This window comes from Photobacterium panuliri, assembly GCF_059920555.1.
Genome location: NZ_CP197193.1, coordinates 1,480,978 through 1,498,776 on the forward strand (window position 1 = coordinate 1,480,978; position 17,799 = coordinate 1,498,776).

The window sequence follows — 17,799 nt, forward strand, 5'->3', positions numbered from 1 at the left end:
ATTCTTTCGAAGTCTACTGTTGCGTGATGGGTAAATTTCTTTTTAGTCCGATTGGACCAAAAAATTGACAAGACCAAATCTGATCGCTTACTGTTTTTATTGACCGAGTGGACTTTTATGTGTGGCAGTCATATCTCGGATAAATGAATCAGGTGAGGCTAGAAGGGTAAAACCATGTCAAAAGAACAAATTATCGTTAAAGGTGCTGCCATAAACTGGCACTGCAAAGGTAAATTCAATTTTACTTCGGGGTTTGGTGCCACCAGAAGTGAGAGGATGCTGGCGAACTATGGTGCGATCATTGCGCCTGTCGGATTGTATTTTGCCGTTTGGCAGGATTTAGGCTGGAGCGTGTTGCAGATCATCGTCGCAAGCTTGCTGGCTCTGGATATGGTTGGTGGCGTTATCACCAATTCTCTGGGATCAATGAAGCGATTTCTTCATACCGATCAGCCGTTGGCACTCAATGGATTCAGTAAATGGGTAGGCAGCAAATTCTTGTTTCCTGCGATGCACTTCCAACTTTTTGTTGTGCCGCTATGTTTCGATACCGGCTGGAGCTTTGCCTTTTTCTGGTATGGCATGATGATGGTCTCATTGATGTGTGTCCATGTTCTGCCAATGTATTTGCAGCGTCCGGTCGCCATGTTGGTGGTTATGCTATCTATCATGCTAGCTCAATGCGTATCGGTACCCGTTGGTTTGGAATGGCTGGGTCCTATTTTTATTATCAAGCTGGTGTTGGCACATGGCGTCAGAGAAGAGCCTTATCGCCCTGATCTGGATAGCTGATGGAAAGGGAATGGGGCAAACAGATGAAGATAGGCTTCAAGGAGGATGGGCGAATGCAGATGATAAGTGAAAATTTGGTGACTTATGACGGGGAGTCAGTTCCTTTTATGGGCTTGCCGTTTTCCACCCGGATGACGGTTGTCAAGCTAGAGGATGGATCGCTGTGGGTACACAGCCCAATACGGTTGACCGAAACCCTCAAGGTGCAAGTCGATGCGATGGGGGAGGTTCGGTATCTTATCGCTCCCAATCATTTGCATCATTTGTTTTTGCAAGAATGGCAGCAGGCTTATCCCAACGCGATCAGTTACGGCACGAAGGAAGTGATCAAAAAAAGAGAGGATCTTCATTTTGGCGGGGAGCTTGTATCTGGAGGGGATTACCCATGGAAGGGGGAGCTTGAATCCCTACTTTTTACCGGCTCGCCGCTAATGGAAGAGTGTGTGTTTTTCCACCACCCGTCACGAACTTTGATTGTCACCGATTTAATAGAAAATTTCCCGCCGAGTGACTTTACCCGGCTTCAGCGTTTTGCCGCAAAACTTACCGGGATTTTGGCTCCTAACGGCAAGATGCCGATTGATTGGCGAATGAGTTTTCTCTTCCACAGAAAAGAAGCCAGAGCCCATGCTCAGCGGATTATGGCGTGGCAGCCACAGAGGATCATTATGGCCCACGGTGAATGCGTCGATACTGGGGCAATGGTATTTTTAACCCGGTCGTTTGGTTGGTTAAATATGGCGGATGAATAACGGGTTAACGGTTGTTATCGTCATGCGTTGATGTTGAAAGGAAGCTCCCCCCTGTAATCAGGAGGGAGCTTTTTAGTGCAGTATTGAAAATAGTTAACTAACCGCGGAAAAACAATTGGCTGAACGGATTGAGCAGTGTCGCCAGACCGGAGGTGAAATGCAGCGGTGCATCGAGAAGTGTCAGGCACAGGCAATCTTCACCCTGTTCGGTTTTGGGTACATGGCGGTGTTCGGCGGTTTGGACGATGAAATCCCCCGCCCGGTAAGTACCGTGCTCGTCATGGAACTGGCCGGCCAGCACCAGGGTGATTTCCTGGCCTTGGTGGGTGTGCTCGGGCAGTGACGAGTCAGAATCCATGAAGATGAAATTCATTTTACTGCTCCCCCCAACAGCCACTTGTGCTCGCTTGATATTACCCGGCAGCCGAGACCATGGGCCGATCTCCTGTTGATGACGTCTTAATGCCCTAGGCAACGGATAGGTTTTGTCACCGAGCGTAATTGTTTGTGGTTGTGGGCTCTCATGATTCGGCTCCGGCTCGGCATTTTGCGACATGATTTGCTGCATCATCGCGGCGAGGTCGGGTGACAACGAAGGAGTTTCGGTTGTCGCTGTACCTGATGCCTCCATCCTATCAACGGCGGATTCCTCAGCAACGAGTTGTTGTGAGATTTCATCTTCGTAGGCGGCGACTTTTTGCCGACAGCAGGGACAGAATTCAAGGTGAGTGCTGATCATGATGCTGGCGGCGGGATCTAAATCTCCGGACGTAAACTGCATCAGAACTGTGTCTGTTGGATGAAATTGAATATTAGCCATCAAGAGCCTCCTTCATTTTTTGCAAGGCTAAGCGGAGACGGCTTTTCACCGTACCAAGTGGAACACCCAAGGCATCAGCCACCTCTTGATGAGAGGTACCCTGCAGACAGACCATGCGGACAATCTCGGCTTGGGCTGGGGGGAGCGCATTGATTTGTTGTTCGAGCTCTTTGCTAACAATAAGGCGGAATTCGTCTGGGAGACTGTCAGGATCGCGCTCTTCGTCAAGAATGGGCCAGAGGTCGTCCCCCTGAATCCAATCCTGCTGGTGGCGTGTTTTGCGCAACAAGTCGAATTTGACATTACGGGCTACCGAGTAAATCCATGTCAGCGCAGCACCTTTGGACTCATCGTAAAGATGTGCCTTGAGCCAGACTTTCAACATCGTTTCCTGTACCACTTCCATTGCCATATTTTCGTCGTAGAGCTGTTTGCGTGAAAAGCTCAATAGCTTAGGAGCTACGAAAGTAAACAGCTTTTCGTAGCTTTTTCGGCAGCGTAGATGGGCGATGTTGGCAAGCAAAAGGGCGACATCGGCCGTGGTTGGGTCTTTTATCATCGACTCCTTGCTGATCTCAGCATTTTGACAGTTTAGCATTCTCATCATCACTCTATCTGCAAGCATGGGGTCTAATTGGTGCTAACGCAACAACGAGGTAATCAGATCACTGCGGCGGATGATTTTTTTCAGGTAACGGATGCAAACTTGCGGTGAAGAGTGCTTGAGCAATCGTTGTTTGGTGGTCAAAGATAAAGGGAGTAGCTCAAGCCAGCGCCAGCAAACCCATCGGGCACTGGTCAAAGATGCAGCGGTAACCTGCATCTGGGAACCGGACTCAGCAAGCCATTGTTTCAGGCGGGTGGTGAGGATATCGTCATTGTCCAGTTGGATGTCGTCATGCCAGATGGGGTAGATCTCACCTTGGAGGTATGTCGTACTGTGGTGTGGTTCCAGCGCGAGAGCCCCCCATTGATGAATCGCAATATCAAGTTTGATTTCGGCTTCACTGAGCCAGTCCACTTCGGTAATGGTGGCCAACATAATAATGTCGCCGTGTGCGTTGGCTGGTTTGCCAAAACCGTCAACCATAACAATCCAGAGACTGCCTGCTCGAAGGCCATCGGCAATGGTTTGGGTAAAAAGATACCCGGAACCGCGCAGTTGCCCTTGGCCCATCGGCATGAGATGGTCAGTGGTCTGAATATAGGGAAGTGTTAATTGGTTGGGCGAAACGGAATGCACGTAGGAAGCTCCTGTGAGTTCTATAGATAGTCGTTTTTGTTGTACGCAATAAAGCGCTAAACGGATGAGCGGAATCTCAGGCGTCTAGGAAGGGTGTCTCAATAGCGAGAATCCAACGGGTGATCGTGGTGAGGGATGCTGGCGTAATTAGGCCACGGACTACCCATAAAGGACGCTTCCGATGAGAACGAGATACCTCCCTTTATTATTCGTATCAGTGTTTGGTTTGAGTGGTTGTTTCAACGATGACGACGATACGGCAACCAGTAAGATTCGGGTCACCCATGCCAGCAGCGATGCCCCGCTGGTCGCGGTTGAATTAAACGGTAACACGGTCGAGGGGCTTGAAATGGTTGACTACCAGCAAGGTAGCAGTTTATTGCGTGTCGATGCCGGTACCTACGATGTTGGTGTTGTCGCACAGCTCGCGGGTGACGAGACAACAAATGTTATTGAAGCCAATTTAGATTTTGCCCCTGACATGCAATACGACATTGTTGCCCTTGGTCAAACTGCCGATATTTCGGCCGTGGTCTTGAGCCGGGAAGACATGTCACCACAAGGTAATGAGGTTCGAATTGATGTGCTTCATGCCCACCCTGACGTCCCTCCGGTGGACATTTATATCGGGTTGGATTCAACCATCGATAATATTCAACCGGCCGTACCGGGATTGGTCTTTGCCGAGGATAGCGATCTGCTGCCGGTCACCCTTGCCGCCGGGACGTACCGCCTTCGTATTACCTTGGCGGGAAGCAAGGATGTCGTCTACGACAGTGGTGAACTGCCTTTGGCGGGTGGTAGCGACTTGATGATTAGCGCGGTACCCAATGTAAACGGTGGTGCGGTTTCCCCTGTAAACTTGCTGGTTGCCGACGGTGAGGCGGTGGCAGTCGTTCGCAATACCGGCGAGCAGGCAACGGTGCGTGTGGTACATGCGGTGAACGAAGCTCCAAACGTGGATGTCGTTGCGGGCGGGGCGGCTGTCGGTGGCTATGAAAACATTGCATTTAAGGAGTATCGCTCAGGCGATGTTGCTCCGGGCAGCTATGATTTGGCGGTTACCCCCGCAGGGGATCCGGGTACAGAGCTGATCAGCGCGCCGGGCACCGAAATTGCTGCGGCCACTCAAACCAGTATCTATGCCGTTGGTACGGTTAGTACGATTGAGCCGTTGATTATCGAAGAAGATCTACGCTCGGTGGCGACGTACGCCAAAGTGCGAGTTGTTCATGCCAGTACCTTGGCCGGTACGGTAGATATTCACGCCTCTGCTGATGGTACATTTAGCGAAGAGACGACTGTGGTATTCGGGGCGATATTCAAAGATACTGCGGTATTGAATGTACCCGGAGGTAGCTATACCTTGGCGGTGACGGCGGCAGGGGATTTGAATCCACTGATTGAACAGGCCGTAACGATAAAAGACGGTGGGGTATATTCTGTGACAGCCGTGGATGATCTGAGTCTGGCAGTCAATGTGGATACCGAACCAGCAAAATAACAGGGTTGTAATAGCTTGTCATATAGGCGGGTAGCAAGCAGAGAAAAGGGGGCATAACGATGTTATTGCCCCTTACCTTTTCCTTTGTTCTTGTCTTTACCGTGGCCTGCTTTATTTCCCTTGCCTGGATTATCATCGCCATGAACACTACGGTTATCGTGGTGATTTTTCCTCCATTCATCACATTCATCTGTGCGAATGAGAAAGTTCTCGCCTTCCATTTTTAGGCAGTCATTACTGAGTTCGAAACCATTGCCCTTAATGGTGATCTCGGCGGTAGTTGGGTTAGAAAAGAGCAGAGTTAGCAGTGCAATGAGTATTGTATTTTGCATTTTCGGTATCCTTTGTGACTACACCAAGTGTAGTCCTGCTGGATATTTTCGCTGAAATGCTCAGTTAAATTAATTGTTACTTACTGCTTTAGGCTTTCCCCGGTATATGCCTGACTTCATAGGCTGCAACAAACTGGTCGACAGCCGTTTGGATTGCCGCCTGGCAGGTGGCGCTATTAGCAGGTGGCATGTGGGCCATGAGCTGGGGCCAGTAAACAATGGCTTTCAGGCCCGCGATAAATTGTTCCGAGGCGATATCGGGATGGGAAACTCGCAGTTTTCCTGCGTGAATGCCATCGTTGATCCAGCGGGTGAGACCATGACAGCCATCAAGCGGTTGGAATTTTTCCACCATGAGGTCGGCCAATGGCTTGGAGCGGATGCATTCGCTTAACACCACTCGGGCAACGGCAACAAAGCAAGGGCTACATAATAGCTCAACTTCCTTTTCGGCAAGGTGGGTGAGTTGGTCGCGAACAGAGATATCCTGCTCGAAGGGGATATTGCTGATCACCTTGACGTTGGATACCAACCGTTCGACGATTACGTCGAACAGGCTTTCCTTGGTTGGATAGTATTTATACAAGGTGCGTTTGGAGACTTCGGCCTTTTTGGATATTGCCTCCATACTGGCTTGATCCAGCCCTTTTTCTGTAAAAATATCAATAGCTGCGCAAATGATATTTTCTTGTTTTATTTCAGCAACTTTAGCCAATTTCCATTCCTTAATTAGTCGAATTCCCAGAATGAATGTAAACAGCTGTGTTTACTTTTCTCTCGTTGAGGTTATGATTAAAGTATACAACATCGTTTACTTTTGTGGCGAGCAAGAAATGAAAACGACACTGAAAGCATCTTTGGTTGCGGTGATAGGGATATTGGGTTTGTCTGTATTTCAAAGTGAAGCGGTCGATGGCCGCCATGTCCAAAGCGAAGCGATCCGCGAGCAGCGTATTGCGCAATCTCCTCAATTTGCGAACGGCAAGGTGATTAGCCATATGCCAAAAGTGGAAAGCCAAGAAGGGATGCTTTCATTGATGTGGAAGTTTTTCATGGATCGTGACCAGTACAAGCCACAACACCGGTTGCAGTTCCAAGCGGTTGATACCCATCTGCTGGCTACGCCGAGCCAATCACTGCGTGTAACTTGGCTGGGGCACTCGTCGCTGTTCGTTGAGGCCGATGGGATCAGAATGCTGATCGACCCGGTTTTTGATTATGCTTCCCCGTCGTTGTTTTCACGCTTTTTCTCGCGCAATGTGGATGCACCTGTGAGTCGACAGGATCTGCCTTTGCCGGATGTTATTTTGATTTCACATGACCATTATGATCACCTGGAGGAGGAGACAGCCCGCTATTATGCCGACAAGAATGTGGATTTCTTTGTCCCGTTGGGGATCGGTCGTCATCTTGAAAAATGGGGTATTTCTCCTGACAACATTCGGGAATTCGACTGGTGGGAGAGCCATTCTGTGGGATCGGTACGCTTGACGGCGGCACCTGCGAACCATAACTCTGGGCGCGGTTTGTTTGATAGTAATACCACCTTGTGGTCATCGTGGGCGATCCAGGCGAATGCAGGCAGTGTTTTTTACAGTGGCGATTCTGCTTACGGCAGTCATTTCAAACAAATCGGCGAGCGTCTTGGCCCGTTTGATATGACGTTTATCGAAGTTGCCGCCAACGTGAAGAACGGCAAGGGGTATCCGGTTGAGGGATGGGGGCATATGCAGGCAGCCCATACGTTGCAGGCCCACCTCGATGTGAGAGGGGATAAGCTGTTCCCGGTTCATTGGTCTACCTATGAGTTGTTTTTGCACCGCTGGGATGAGCCGGTCAATGATTTGATCGAGGAAGCCGAGCTGCATGATGTGGCTTTGGTGACCCCTTTGATCGGTCAGTCGCTAGATTTGTCGATGCCGGTCAATACGGCGTATTGGTGGCGTGCGCAGGAGTCGTGGTACGACTTTTCGAAATTGGCTTTGCGGCAAGAGGCACAAGCGATCACCGAGTAAGGGCTACTCAGGACATGCTTGGCTGTTGTTAGGCTGAACAGAAGGAAAAGATGGGAATATAAAGTTGCCCAGTCCGGTGTAACCGGGCTGGGCAATGTTATTACTGGCGGCCGTAAACGCGGACACCGGCAGACGAACCTGATGCCTTGCCGAATACCTCAATGTGAGTTACGCAGCGTTTATAGGCAAATTTACGCCAATCTGTTTTTTTGTCTTCGCCGACTTTACGGTAGAACTTGAATGTTCTGGTCTCTTTGTTTTGGAATGTTACTTTTACGCGTTCCAAGAACAAGTCGCGCTCAGCCTTAACTTTGATTGCATCGACGCGGCGGCAACCAATAACTGGAATTTCTGCGCCGTGGTCGCTTTTGCCCAGCAGGATGGTACGGCCAAGGGTGATGGTGTCGTCGGCGTGAGCCATGCTAGATGCGCCTAGCAAGCCAGTAGCCAGCAATAGGGCGGCAAACAATGATTTTGTTTTCATGTTATAACTACATTAAAAGCTATAGATACAGCAAGCCGCCGCTTCTTAAATAAATAAAGAAAGCGGCGGCTTACCCGTTATTTGGGGTGTTTATACTGATGATTAGTTTATGCTAATCAGGCAGTTTTTAACCGCCGCAGAATATACCAACTTCGAATTTTGGCAAAGACAAATTAATGTAAAAAATGACATAAATCTGCTCGTTATTTTTCCATGTTGTCCTGCTCTGGTTTGGCGCTGTTTTCCACCTCGTTTTCTGTGATCTGCTCGGCACTATCCTCGTCTTCTGTTAGGCGATTTACCAGGATTTTGTCAGCACGGTTGCCTTCGATACGGGTGACGGTGAATTGCCATCCCTCCCATTTTACAGTGTCATCGACTTGGGGTAGGCGGCTTAGACACCACATCAGCATACCGCTCAGGGTATGGTAGCCGTGCTGGTTTTCGTCGGGCAGGGTATTGAGTCCCAGTAGGTCTTTCAGTACCAAGATAGGGATCAGGCCATCCATCGACCAGCTGCCATCTTCTCGTTCCACTGACCAGATATCTTCCGGTGCCCGGTTTTTGAACTCGCCGGCCAGCGCTTCGAGGATGTCGTTCTGGGTTACGATGCCCTGTACATCCCCGTATTCGTCCACGACGAACACCATAGGATCGCCGGTATGGCGAAAATGCTCGAGTAGTTGGGTCCCGGTCCAGTTTTCCGGTACGAATACCGCCGGCTGGATGTTATGGGTCAGCGGGCTGGCAGGTTTGGCAATTTGGTACTGCAACAATTGCTTGGCGGAGATCACGCCGAGCGGGTTGTCGAGGCCGCCCTCGACAACCGGGAAGCGATCGTGCTCGGAAGCCAGCAGCAGATTGATATTGCTGTCCAATGACTTGTTGATGTCCAGTTGCTCGATTTCACTGCGCGGTGTCATCAGCGAGGTGACCCGGCGATCGTCAAAGTGGAAGACGTTGCGCACCATGTCGTGCTCTTGCTTTTCGATGGCGCCACACTCCGAACCTTCGCTCAATACCGCCCGGATATCTTCCTCGGTGAGGGTGTCGCTTCCGTCTTGGCAATTCTTGCCCAGCAGGCGCAGTGTGAGATCCGTTGAGCTAGACAAGAGCCAGACAAACGGCCGGGACAGGCGAGCCAGCAGGGATAGCGGGCGGGCCATGAAACGGGCAATTCCTTCCGGGTTGAACTGGGCAAGGCGTTTGGGTACCAGCTCTCCGATAACAATGGAGACATAGGTAATGCCGATAACCACGATGGCGGTAGAGGCCACCGAACTGGTCTTGGCTGGAATGTTCAGGGTTTGCATGTACTCGGCCAGTGGAGCGGCCAGCGCTGCTTCACCAAAGATACCGTTTAGGATACCAATAGCGGTAATGCCGATCTGTACGGTTGACAGAAAGCGGGTTGGCTCTTCACCGAGTTTGATGGCGCGGGCAGCGCCTTTGTCGCCATTATCGGCGAGCTTTTGCAAGCGGCTTTTGCGGGCAGTTACCAGTGCGATTTCCGACATGGCAAATACCCCGTTAAGTAGGATCAGTGCGACAAGTATCAGCACGTCCATGAGACTCTCCTTGGGTCTACAGGCTGAAATTAACCTGCTTCGAGTATCCCGTTATTAGTAGAGGCAAGTATTGATGTTGATTACATCTTCTGCAGCTTCTAATGAAAGCTATTTCTCGTGTTAATAAAATATGATTGTCGATAGGTGCTGAGCCATACGAGGTTTACATGTAGCGCAATACGCCAAAAGGATGATTAGACTGGCTTTTACTGGCTGGGGGTATATACTGCCAGTCGATCTTATCTCTATGATTTGATTGTGTTATATCCGCATTGTTCTCATGCCGAGTAAGGTTTTCTATGTCTTCATCTGACACCCCCGTTTCAATTTTTGTTGATCCCCTGAGTCCTGACAGTATTGCGCAGGCATTGGCTGAGTACCGCCAGTGTCTAAGTGACGGCAGCGCATTTCGTCGCCGTATGGGACTACTGTTCAATATTCAGTTTTTGCACCTGTCTGGGCGGCCACTTAAAGCAGAGGATGCAGGGGATAACAGGGGAATGCTGCAACGGGCGTTGAGCGCTTGCCGCAGTGATGAACGCGAAACCAATATTGGCGAGCCTATCTTGTTCGCCACCGCGCTCTCCTTCCCGGAATTGTTGCCCGAACTTGAACGCACCGCACAGGCGATGGTGGATTTTGCCCGGAGCCGCAATGATTCGGGGGATATGTGGCTTGATGATTACAATCTCTTTGGCATCGAGGCGCTGTATATGCTGGCCCTAGTTGAGCCAGCATATGCCTTTTATCTCAGTGGTTTTATCGTTCCTTATTGGGATGGCGAAACGCTCAGACAACCCCTGTTCCTATTTGGCAAGCTGGTGGAACGGTACGGCTGGAGCCGCGATGTGATCAAAGCTTACGTGTGGTCTGATGGCATGCACCTGCGGCGCTATTTCTTCATGGATGGCGAAGGAACCCAGCTGCAATGCGATTTGCTTGCCCACTTCACCGCTCACCCGCAAGATTATCAATGGTTTAAAAGCCAGTTGGTTGAGCGTCTGGGACAGCGGCCATTACTGGCGTCACCGGGAGGTGAGGCTGAGCATCCGGTATTGAGTTTCTATTACAGCCTGGCTGATTGGGATGTGGATGCCGAAATTTGGCAAGAGGGCGAATGGCAGGATCAGGTCAAGCAGCAGTTGTTGTTGGGTCTGCGGATTGAAGATGAGGCACTGGCACTGCTGGCGGAGGTCAAGCAGGCTTATCCCGGTGTGGCTCTAAGCAGAATGGCTTCGGCATGGCAGCTTGAGGACAGGTATCAGGATTGGCCGCTGCCCGATGCTGCCGATCCGTGTTGTGACGATGAAGAATGGGGAATTGACCAGTGGGACGAGGACGAGTGGGAAGAGTGCTACTACCCGTTGCACCCGAGTAGGGATAAGCTCCGCGTCACCGTCTTCGAAGATCTGGATGACGAACTGGAAGAGGCGGGCGCACAATGGCTGGCGCATTTACCGGCTCACTTAGGGGGCTGTGCCTATGCGGCTTGGCGCTTGCATTCGAGCAAGACTGCTTCATCCGAGCATGGAGCCATCCTTGATTGGCTGGAGGCAACGTTGCCGGATCTGCTGGTGCAGCAGATGCTGTATTACGGGGACTTTTCCGACTGCGAGGAGCAACGCGTGCAGCATTGGTTGACCGATGCATCGAGCGATGACGATGAACAGGCATTGTTCGCACTGCTTCGTGACAATCTCTACCATGACGGGGGCACCCGTGGCGAATGGATCAGCGCCAGCCAGCCGGCCTACCAGCTCTGGTTGTTCAATGACGGGGGCCAGCGGGCATTCCTGAGCCTATATTGGCTGTTGCAGTATGGGCAGAAGACGGGCCAAGAAAGGCCGTTGTTTGTTCTGGCGGAGCGTCACTGGCAGCTAGTGGTCTCCTTGGCGCCATTGCGTGTGATTAACCGTATTTTCTATTGCTGGTCTGATTATGCCCACTATGCAGCGATTAACGATGTCGAGGGCGAATCACAATTAGCCCGAGAGTTGATTGGGTTAGGGATCCCCGAGGCGATGATCGAGGCGGCGTTGACTTTGACCGATCAGCAGGTGGCGGGGTACCGTCCGGCGGACTCGCGCTTCTGGCTGCGTTACTGTGCCCGGGTCGAGGCGTTTGCCCAGGAAGGATGTGCAGAAACCGGTATGGATCCGGTTGATAGCCACCAGAGCTTACCACCGCAGGCATTGTTTGCACAGGCATCGTTTGGAGCCCTGCAAAAGGCCTACCCTCAGCAATTGTTGGCTCTGTTTGCCCATATCAAGGCGGTAGCACCGCAGGCCAATTTGCCCATTGATGACTATTTCAGTGCGGCGCTGCTGGCGAGTCTCGAAAAACGGCTGGCTACGGGCATTGCCGTCAAAGTAAAAGATCAGTTACTTGATTATCTGGCCACCGGCGAGGGGCTGGAGGCGTTGTCTCCCCAAGCATTGGGATTACCGCAGCTTCAGGGTTGGGAACCTCACTACGGTAGTACAGCCGGGCATGCTGCCCCGGCGGAGTTTGTCTGGTTATTGCCGCCATCTCAGGGGGAGCGACTGGCGAGGTTCTTTGCTCAATTGGGCAAGCGCGGCCTGCACTGGTTAGGATGCTCGTTCGTGGAGGAGGCGTATGCAAACAGCCGGGTTGCCTCGGGCGAAATCCCGTTGACTGAGCGCTGGAGCCACTCGGAAGTGGGTTATTTGCGCCACAGTAATCCGAGCGTCGGGATGGCCTTGCTTATGGCCAAAGACCATTGGGCGTTGAGTTGGCTTGACAGTATTGGGGTTGGTGAATGTGAGCTGATTCACTATGCCGTCAATCAAGGGCGAGATCAGCACGCTTTTGTCTGCAAATTGGCTGGCGAAGGTCGCCTGCCGGATATGCAGGAATGGCTGACGGCCGATGAACGGATCAGGTTGCTCTATATGCTCAAGCAGGGTGAGTTGGCGTGTTATCAGGCGTCGCTGGAGATAATGAGTCAGGACAGCTCGGCGGAAGTCAGGCAAATGGCCGAATCGCTGCTCGAGCAGTAACCGATAGCTGGTATATAGCAGCTATAGAAAGGCAGTACGATAGCGGCTGCCTTTTTTCATGGTGCCCTGCGCGTTAGAATGACCGCCACACCGTAAGGAGAATACAATGATACAGCCGATTATTTTTGCCACCGAGCGACTTGAGGTCTCACCGCTTGATCGCAAAGACCCGCAAACACACCGTGAAATCATGGCGCTGTTTACTGACTCCGTGGCCCAATACCTTCCGCCTGCTTGCCAGCAGCTAGATAGCGCGGAGCAGGTTGATGCATGGCTCGATACGATGGAAGCTACAGGGAGCGTGCTGGTTGTTCGCCAAAAAGCGACGACTGCAGGCTATTTGTTTGTCTTTCCTGAGCCCGAGGCGACCTATCGTGTCGGCTATGTACTGGGTGAATCATTCTGGGGACAGGGTCTTGCCAGCGAGGCGATGTCTGCGCTGATTGATAAGCTGTTGCTACAAGGCGCGAAACGTTTTATCGCCGGCGTTGAGCCAGCTAACGGGGCATCAGTTAACGTATTGACCAAGCTCGGCTTTGTTTTGGATTATAGCCAGCAAGACGTCGATTACTACCAGTATAGGGGCTGATGCCAGCCCTTATTGATGGCAATACCATGAATCCCCGTTTTACAGTGTGCGTTCGAAGTCTGCCATGAGTGATTCGAGCTCGGCGTTGGTCGTTGCATCGAACTGGCCGTTTTGAATTTTGTCATGCAGCATTTTGATAAATAGACTCAACGTGGTCGCTCACATTGCGCCATAATTCGCCAACAACCCAACAGGAAGAAGCAATCCCCACTGCGGTAATTTGATAAACACCTTGCTGCCAAAGAAATACCACCCAACAACAAAAAAGACCAGTGCGAAGAGAACATATAAAAGCCCAACAAGCTGAGCCGGAAGATACAGCAGCTCTACACTATACAAACCGGTATATGAGAGCAGTAGTGAGCTGGTTAACAAGGTTGCAGAGACCAAATGCCAACACGCTAAAAGCGTTGCTTTGGGAACCGCTTTGAGATCTGATTGTAGGAAGGGTTTCACGGGGTCAACTTGACCGGCAAATATATGTATCAGCGTTGTAAAAATCCCCAGCAATCCTGAGCTCAATATCCATATATTCATTATATTCTCCCGTTTTCATGACAATCGAGTGTTTCAAAGCGCGCTAAGGCAGCTCAGTCTCAGAAAGAGGTTGAGTACATAGTGAATGTTGTATGTTAGGTGAAAGGGGTATACACCCGTGGTGTTGAAAATGACGTGTCTGCTGCATTTATCACATAAAGTCTGATTATCGTTGTAATTACGCAATCGTTTGTGTGACAAGGGTCGCTTACAAAAGGTATTGATAAACTTAGTATTTGCGCCAATCCAATTATCAGAAATGAATACCATGAAAATCACTAAAACCTCTCTTGCTCTTCTCGTTGGCGCAGCATTACTTACCGGATGTAATGACGATACTGAATATGTCGATGTTCAAGCGAAAGAGGTAAAAATTGCCACGTACAACCTCTCTTTTGATCGCAAGACCTTTGACGCTCTCGTGGCTGAAATGCAAGTGACACCAGCGCAACAGACGAAGTTGGTGGCGGCTTATCTTGACGGCTCTATTAGTGCCGAAGAAAAATCAACCGCTGAAAAAGTCATTCAAATTCGTAACGTCGCAGCAATTATTCAGAAAAACCGCCCTGATGTACTGATGATGGCGGAATACAACAACGACGGTACGGGTGAAAACAAAGCTGCTCTAGAAGGCTTCCAGAAGAACTACCTGTCCGTAGCGCAAAGCCTTGATGGTGCAGGCGGTCCGGCAAACCTTGAACCTATCGTCTACCCGTACGCAGAGTCTTACGCGACCAACACCGGCCTTTTGAGTGAATTTGATCTCGATAATAACGGTGTGGCAGGCCAAATGCCGGGTGATGCGTGGGGCTTTGGTGTGTACCATGGCCAATATGCATTCGCGCTGATGTCTAAGTACAAAATTGACACGGCCAATACGCGCACATTCCAAGAATTCAAATGGAAGGACATGGACGGTGTCCAAATGCCAACGATCACCATCTGCGACAAGCCGAGCAAAATCCCTGCGGGCATGAATTGCGGTGATGACTGGTACACGGCAGAAGAATGGCAGCAGGTCCGTCTATCGTCTAAAAACCACGTCGATGCGCCGATCATTATCCCTACCGAGAAGGGCAATGAAGTGGTGCATTTGCTGATGTCTCACCCTACACCGCCAGTGTTTGATACCGGTAAGAATAAGCAGCAAAACGCAGCAGAAGTAGAATTCTGGCATCATTACATTCAGGGTAAAGACTACTTCTACGATGATGCAGGCAAGCAAGGAGGACTGCCGGCAAATGCGAAATTCGTGATGATGGGGGACCAAAACCTTGACCCTCTATCAGGTGACGGGATTAGTTCAGTGATGCAGGCTCTGCATGATGATCCTCGCGTGAACCAGGAAGTGATGAATGGCGCGCTGTTCCCAACCAGTTATGGTGCAACGGAACATGCAGTGGCTCAGAATTCGGATCACCCAGTTCCAAACCGCATGACATCGACATTTGGTCTGGCGGTTGATTACGCATTGCCATCAGCAAACCTGAATGTGGTTGATTCCGGCGTATACTGGGCAGCTTCTTACGAGGAAGGCCATCGATTGTTTATTGATAAGCGAATCGATGATGTTGATGGAAACAAAGTGCCGGGTGAAGGTAAAGATGTATCTTCAGACCACCGCATGATCTGGATTAAGGCACAGTTCTAATCTATTACTCGAAATGACAGAGCCTCGGTATTACCGAGGCTTTTTAATACCTAGAATAAATGTTGGTAATTATTATTCTTTTCTTAGCAACTTATACCGATCTTTTTGTTTTTGACATAACCCATCGCTCCAAATGTGATGAAAACACCACCGATTAATAGCGAAGGCCAATCTATCGCATCATATTCAAAGTATCTGTAAATGCCGGTGCCTAACATGATTGAGCCTAAAGCGACGGTCATAAGTGTACCCGTTTGTATTTTAGTTCCACTTTCATCTAGCCCATATAGTTTCTTAGATTTGTCCATTAAAAGATTATAGTCACTGACGTCTTTGGCGCACTCATGTGAACATGCAATTCCTCGCCCTGTATCTATAGCACACTCTTTACAAATAGCTTTATGACAATTTTTGCATGTTCCATTTGCTGGATTGTTTTCGTGATGATAACAGTTCATGTTTATTCTTGATATCTTGTGAAATATATTCTGCATAATGCGGACTAAATATTTAACGTGTTACCCCATAGCGCATATAAAATAATAGATAAGCCTGAATAACTGAGAAGGTTTGCCTGCCACACAAATTTATTTAGGCTAAATGTTGGTTTGAATCCAATCTCATGCCAATAGGATTTGTAAAAAATACGTTCACAATAAACGGTTAGAAAATAGGTAGTGGATAGCCAGAATAGTGATAAAAGAAGTGATTGTATATTATTGTCTGGCATCGAGTAAGTATAGATTCCGGATGAGGCGATATAATTTAAATAATAACCATCAGCATATATTGACAGCAATATAAAAATGGAAGCAAGTAGAATTGGAAAACCAACACCAACAATGATTGTAGAAACAACATTGGCTGAAAATACAAGTTTAAATGCTTTTTTGAAATCCAAGGATGATATTTTTGATAAAAATAGGGTTTCAGAAAACAATATCCACACCTGTCCGGTCATGAATACGCTAAAGCTAATAAATAATAGAATGGGAGAACCGCCATTGGCATATGCAAATGACGGTAACAGGAGCAGGAATAACAAAATTACTTTATATATTTTTATCATGTAAACAGAGTACCTGTATTCTATCCGTTTCTTCGTTACCGCGATGATGATTAGCTGCACACAATGTATTGTCACTAATATGCAGGATTTGCTTGGCTTAGCAAAGCCAGTGTTGAGGGGCACGCCGTTGACTGCGAGATAGCACTATATATGATGATAGATCTGTGGAATATGTTAATAAGGATTGCGATCACAGAAGATAGAGTCCTGATAGTTGATGCTTGCCTTATGTTAAATAGGTATGGTTCTGCAATAAATTTCACGCGCAAGGTTTGTTTTTTTGTGCTAGTGATGCGTAATCATTAACGAATTCTTCACATTCTTGTACTTATGATATCCGCATGTTTTACGAACGGGAATGTATGAGATGAAATCGTTAATTATTGCTTCTTTGATGTTTTTTTCATCACCAGATGAGTTAGTGACTGCAGATAATAATAACTTTGTATATACAGTCTCAGCCTCTAAAAAGGTTGAAGTTGGGCATGAAGTCAGATTGACGGGTTATATTAAGAGGTCGATGGGAGACAGTACGTATCTATTCCATGATGAAACTGGAAATATTTATATAAAAGTTGATGAAGTTTATATTTCTCGTTTGCAAGTAGAATTATATGAGCAAATTACTATTCGCGGGAAAGTAGACTCGAATTGGGGTTCGAAAATCATTGATGTTGAAAAGATAAGGAAAACATAAAATTAATATCGCAACACCTTGTTCTTTAGAATATAAAAAGAAAGACTGGTCTATGCCAGTCTTCCTCTTTGTATTTTGGGTTACTCGTAGTCAGACGCATACGTTTCTTCGTAAGTGTGCGAGTAAAGTTCGAATAGATTGCCGAACGGGTCTTCCAGATAAACCATTTTGGCCGGCTTGTTATCATCTTCTGGGTGATAGCGCATGATGTCCATTCTGACTTTGCCGCCGAACTTCTCGACTTTTTCAATTGTGCCCGCGAAATCATCGGTTTGCAGGCAGAAGTGGAAAATGCCCAAGCGGGAGAAATCGACCTCGTGGCGTTCTTGTCTCTCTTTCATTTCAAATAGTTCAACGCCAATACCGTCTGTGGTGACCAAGTGGGCAATGTTGAAGCCTTTGAAGCCCTCGCCGAACACCGCGATACACATTCTGCCGATGGCGGTTTCGCGCTCTTCAATCACCTTGGTATTGCCCATAACAACGCGAAGGCCCAAGGCATTGGTGTAGAACTCAACGGCTTTGTCCATGTCGCCAACCATGATACCCACATGATTCATTTTCATAATCTGCTCCGAAATCTAAAAGGATGAATGCGTGATTTGTTTCGATGAGGAGAGTATATGGAGGTATTGATATTATTTGAAATTATCAATAATTATATAAATGATAATTTGGAGTTATCAAAAAACCACCCTATCACCGATTGGTGATAGGGTGGTTGAG

The 17,799-nt window shown here is 48.8% G+C and carries 19 protein-coding genes; 9 read left to right on the forward strand and 10 right to left on the reverse strand.

The genetic code is table 11. The features are described from left to right. Positions 1–174: 174 nt before the first annotated feature. Entirely contained in the window at positions 175–792 is a 618-nt protein-coding gene (locus ACSF8X_RS22810) for a hypothetical protein (protein ID WP_500851588.1), read from the forward strand. Between the two features lie 53 nt (positions 793–845). Next, positions 846–1,544: a DUF4336 domain-containing protein gene (locus ACSF8X_RS22815; protein WP_500851589.1), complete on the forward strand. Its 699-nt coding sequence runs from the start codon at positions 846–848 to the stop codon at positions 1,542–1,544. 97 nt (positions 1,545–1,641) lie between these two features. Here the strand turns inward: ACSF8X_RS22815 and ACSF8X_RS22820 are convergent, their stop codons facing one another. The 3 genes from ACSF8X_RS22820 to ACSF8X_RS22830 are packed head-to-tail and all read right to left on the reverse strand — an operon-like array spanning position 1,642 to position 3,607. After that, a complete protein-coding gene (locus ACSF8X_RS22820; RefSeq protein WP_500851590.1) occupies positions 1,642–2,364 on the reverse strand; it encodes a ChrR family anti-sigma-E factor in 723 nt (240 codons plus the stop codon). Continuing rightward, positions 2,357–2,962 carry a sigma-70 family RNA polymerase sigma factor gene (locus tag ACSF8X_RS22825; protein ID WP_500851591.1) on the reverse strand — a complete coding sequence of 202 codons (606 nt, stop codon included), beginning with the start codon at positions 2,960–2,962 and terminating at the stop codon, positions 2,357–2,359. The genes ACSF8X_RS22820 and ACSF8X_RS22825 overlap by 8 nt, the downstream gene beginning before the upstream one ends. 42 nt (positions 2,963–3,004) lie before the next feature. Next, positions 3,005–3,607, reverse strand: a complete 603-nt coding sequence (locus ACSF8X_RS22830) for a hypothetical protein (protein WP_500851592.1) — start codon at positions 3,605–3,607, stop codon at positions 3,005–3,007. A gap of 181 nt (positions 3,608–3,788) precedes the next feature. Between ACSF8X_RS22830 and ACSF8X_RS22835 the strand changes: the two genes are divergently transcribed. Continuing rightward, entirely contained in the window at positions 3,789–5,111 is a 1,323-nt protein-coding gene (locus ACSF8X_RS22835; protein ID WP_500851593.1) for a DUF4397 domain-containing protein, read from the forward strand. Between the two features lie 62 nt (positions 5,112–5,173). On the opposite strand, the gene ACSF8X_RS22840 is transcribed toward ACSF8X_RS22835, so the two are convergent. Continuing rightward, positions 5,174–5,443 carry a CG2 omega domain protein gene (locus tag ACSF8X_RS22840; protein ID WP_500851594.1) on the reverse strand — a complete coding sequence of 90 codons (270 nt, stop codon included), beginning with the start codon at positions 5,441–5,443 and terminating at the stop codon, positions 5,174–5,176. Between the two features lie 88 nt (positions 5,444–5,531). Next, positions 5,532–6,158: a TetR/AcrR family transcriptional regulator gene (locus ACSF8X_RS22845; RefSeq protein WP_500851595.1), complete on the reverse strand. Its 627-nt coding sequence runs from the start codon at positions 6,156–6,158 to the stop codon at positions 5,532–5,534. A gap of 118 nt (positions 6,159–6,276) precedes the next feature. On the opposite strand from ACSF8X_RS22845, the gene ACSF8X_RS22850 reads away from it, so the two are divergent. Then, positions 6,277–7,458, forward strand: a complete 1,182-nt coding sequence (locus ACSF8X_RS22850; RefSeq protein ID WP_500851596.1) for an MBL fold metallo-hydrolase — start codon at positions 6,277–6,279, stop codon at positions 7,456–7,458. A 100-nt stretch (positions 7,459–7,558) separates the two neighbouring features. Here the strand turns inward: ACSF8X_RS22850 and ACSF8X_RS22855 are convergent, their stop codons facing one another. Beyond that, entirely contained in the window at positions 7,559–7,942 is a 384-nt protein-coding gene (locus ACSF8X_RS22855) for a DUF2541 family protein (protein WP_500851597.1), read from the reverse strand. Positions 7,943–8,145: 203 nt separating this feature from the next. After that, positions 8,146–9,510: a hemolysin family protein gene (locus ACSF8X_RS22860; RefSeq protein WP_047879549.1), complete on the reverse strand. Its 1,365-nt coding sequence runs from the start codon at positions 9,508–9,510 to the stop codon at positions 8,146–8,148. A gap of 299 nt (positions 9,511–9,809) precedes the next feature. On the opposite strand from ACSF8X_RS22860, the gene ACSF8X_RS22865 reads away from it, so the two are divergent. Both ACSF8X_RS22865 and ACSF8X_RS22870 read left to right on the forward strand, forming a co-directional pair. After that, the gene (locus ACSF8X_RS22865; RefSeq protein WP_500851598.1) at positions 9,810–12,530 is read left to right on the forward strand and encodes a hypothetical protein; all 2,721 of its coding nucleotides are present in this window, start codon (positions 9,810–9,812) and stop codon (positions 12,528–12,530) included. Between the two features lie 106 nt (positions 12,531–12,636). After that, on the forward strand, positions 12,637–13,119 hold the full coding sequence (locus tag ACSF8X_RS22870) for a GNAT family N-acetyltransferase (protein ID WP_500851599.1): 483 nt from the start codon (positions 12,637–12,639) through the stop codon (positions 13,117–13,119). A 159-nt stretch (positions 13,120–13,278) separates the two neighbouring features. Here the strand turns inward: ACSF8X_RS22870 and ACSF8X_RS22875 are convergent, their stop codons facing one another. Further along, complete coding sequence (locus tag ACSF8X_RS22875) at positions 13,279–13,656, reverse strand: hypothetical protein (protein ID WP_500851600.1); 378 nt, start codon at positions 13,654–13,656, stop codon at positions 13,279–13,281. A 268-nt stretch (positions 13,657–13,924) separates the two neighbouring features. On the opposite strand from ACSF8X_RS22875, the gene ACSF8X_RS22880 reads away from it, so the two are divergent. Beyond that, complete coding sequence (locus ACSF8X_RS22880) at positions 13,925–15,307, forward strand: endonuclease/exonuclease/phosphatase family protein (RefSeq protein ID WP_047879554.1); 1,383 nt, start codon at positions 13,925–13,927, stop codon at positions 15,305–15,307. An 83-nt stretch (positions 15,308–15,390) separates the two neighbouring features. On the opposite strand, the gene ACSF8X_RS22885 is transcribed toward ACSF8X_RS22880, so the two are convergent. Then, on the reverse strand, positions 15,391–15,765 hold the full coding sequence (locus ACSF8X_RS22885; protein WP_500851601.1) for a hypothetical protein: 375 nt from the start codon (positions 15,763–15,765) through the stop codon (positions 15,391–15,393). Positions 15,766–16,113: 348 nt separating this feature from the next. On the opposite strand from ACSF8X_RS22885, the gene ACSF8X_RS22890 reads away from it, so the two are divergent. Both ACSF8X_RS22890 and ACSF8X_RS22895 read left to right on the forward strand, forming a co-directional pair. Beyond that, positions 16,114–16,380, forward strand: a complete 267-nt coding sequence (locus ACSF8X_RS22890; protein WP_500851602.1) for a hypothetical protein — start codon at positions 16,114–16,116, stop codon at positions 16,378–16,380. Positions 16,381–16,743: 363 nt separating this feature from the next. Continuing rightward, on the forward strand, positions 16,744–17,073 hold the full coding sequence (locus tag ACSF8X_RS22895; protein ID WP_500851603.1) for a NirD/YgiW/YdeI family stress tolerance protein: 330 nt from the start codon (positions 16,744–16,746) through the stop codon (positions 17,071–17,073). Between the two features lie 80 nt (positions 17,074–17,153). On the opposite strand, the gene ACSF8X_RS22900 is transcribed toward ACSF8X_RS22895, so the two are convergent. Further along, positions 17,154–17,639 carry a VOC family protein gene (locus ACSF8X_RS22900; protein ID WP_500851604.1) on the reverse strand — a complete coding sequence of 162 codons (486 nt, stop codon included), beginning with the start codon at positions 17,637–17,639 and terminating at the stop codon, positions 17,154–17,156. Positions 17,640–17,799 lie beyond the last annotated feature (160 nt).

Coding starts and splice junctions, on each gene's coding strand:
- ACSF8X_RS22825 (WP_500851591.1), bottom strand. CDS start 2,962: ATGCTAAACTGTCAAAATGCTGAGATCAGCAAGGAGTCGATGATAAAA.
- ACSF8X_RS22820 (WP_500851590.1), bottom strand. CDS start 2,364: ATGGCTAATATTCAATTTCATCCAACAGACACAGTTCTGATGCAGTTT.
- ACSF8X_RS22885 (WP_500851601.1), bottom strand. CDS start 15,765: ATGAACTGTTATCATCACGAAAACAATCCAGCAAATGGAACATGCAAA.
- ACSF8X_RS22890 (WP_500851602.1), top strand. CDS start 16,114: ATGGAAGCAAGTAGAATTGGAAAACCAACACCAACAATGATTGTAGAA.
- ACSF8X_RS22840 (WP_500851594.1), bottom strand. CDS start 5,443: ATGCAAAATACAATACTCATTGCACTGCTAACTCTGCTCTTTTCTAAC.
- ACSF8X_RS22900 (WP_500851604.1), bottom strand. CDS start 17,639: ATGAAAATGAATCATGTGGGTATCATGGTTGGCGACATGGACAAAGCC.
- ACSF8X_RS22860 (WP_047879549.1), bottom strand. CDS start 9,510: ATGGACGTGCTGATACTTGTCGCACTGATCCTACTTAACGGGGTATTT.
- ACSF8X_RS22880 (WP_047879554.1), top strand. CDS start 13,925: ATGAAAATCACTAAAACCTCTCTTGCTCTTCTCGTTGGCGCAGCATTA.
- ACSF8X_RS22865 (WP_500851598.1), top strand. CDS start 9,810: ATGTCTTCATCTGACACCCCCGTTTCAATTTTTGTTGATCCCCTGAGT.
- ACSF8X_RS22835 (WP_500851593.1), top strand. CDS start 3,789: ATGAGAACGAGATACCTCCCTTTATTATTCGTATCAGTGTTTGGTTTG.
- ACSF8X_RS22875 (WP_500851600.1), bottom strand. CDS start 13,656: ATGAATATATGGATATTGAGCTCAGGATTGCTGGGGATTTTTACAACG.
- ACSF8X_RS22870 (WP_500851599.1), top strand. CDS start 12,637: ATGATACAGCCGATTATTTTTGCCACCGAGCGACTTGAGGTCTCACCG.
- ACSF8X_RS22855 (WP_500851597.1), bottom strand. CDS start 7,942: ATGAAAACAAAATCATTGTTTGCCGCCCTATTGCTGGCTACTGGCTTG.
- ACSF8X_RS22810 (WP_500851588.1), top strand. CDS start 175: ATGTCAAAAGAACAAATTATCGTTAAAGGTGCTGCCATAAACTGGCAC.
- ACSF8X_RS22850 (WP_500851596.1), top strand. CDS start 6,277: ATGAAAACGACACTGAAAGCATCTTTGGTTGCGGTGATAGGGATATTG.
- ACSF8X_RS22895 (WP_500851603.1), top strand. CDS start 16,744: ATGAAATCGTTAATTATTGCTTCTTTGATGTTTTTTTCATCACCAGAT.
- ACSF8X_RS22815 (WP_500851589.1), top strand. CDS start 846: ATGCAGATGATAAGTGAAAATTTGGTGACTTATGACGGGGAGTCAGTT.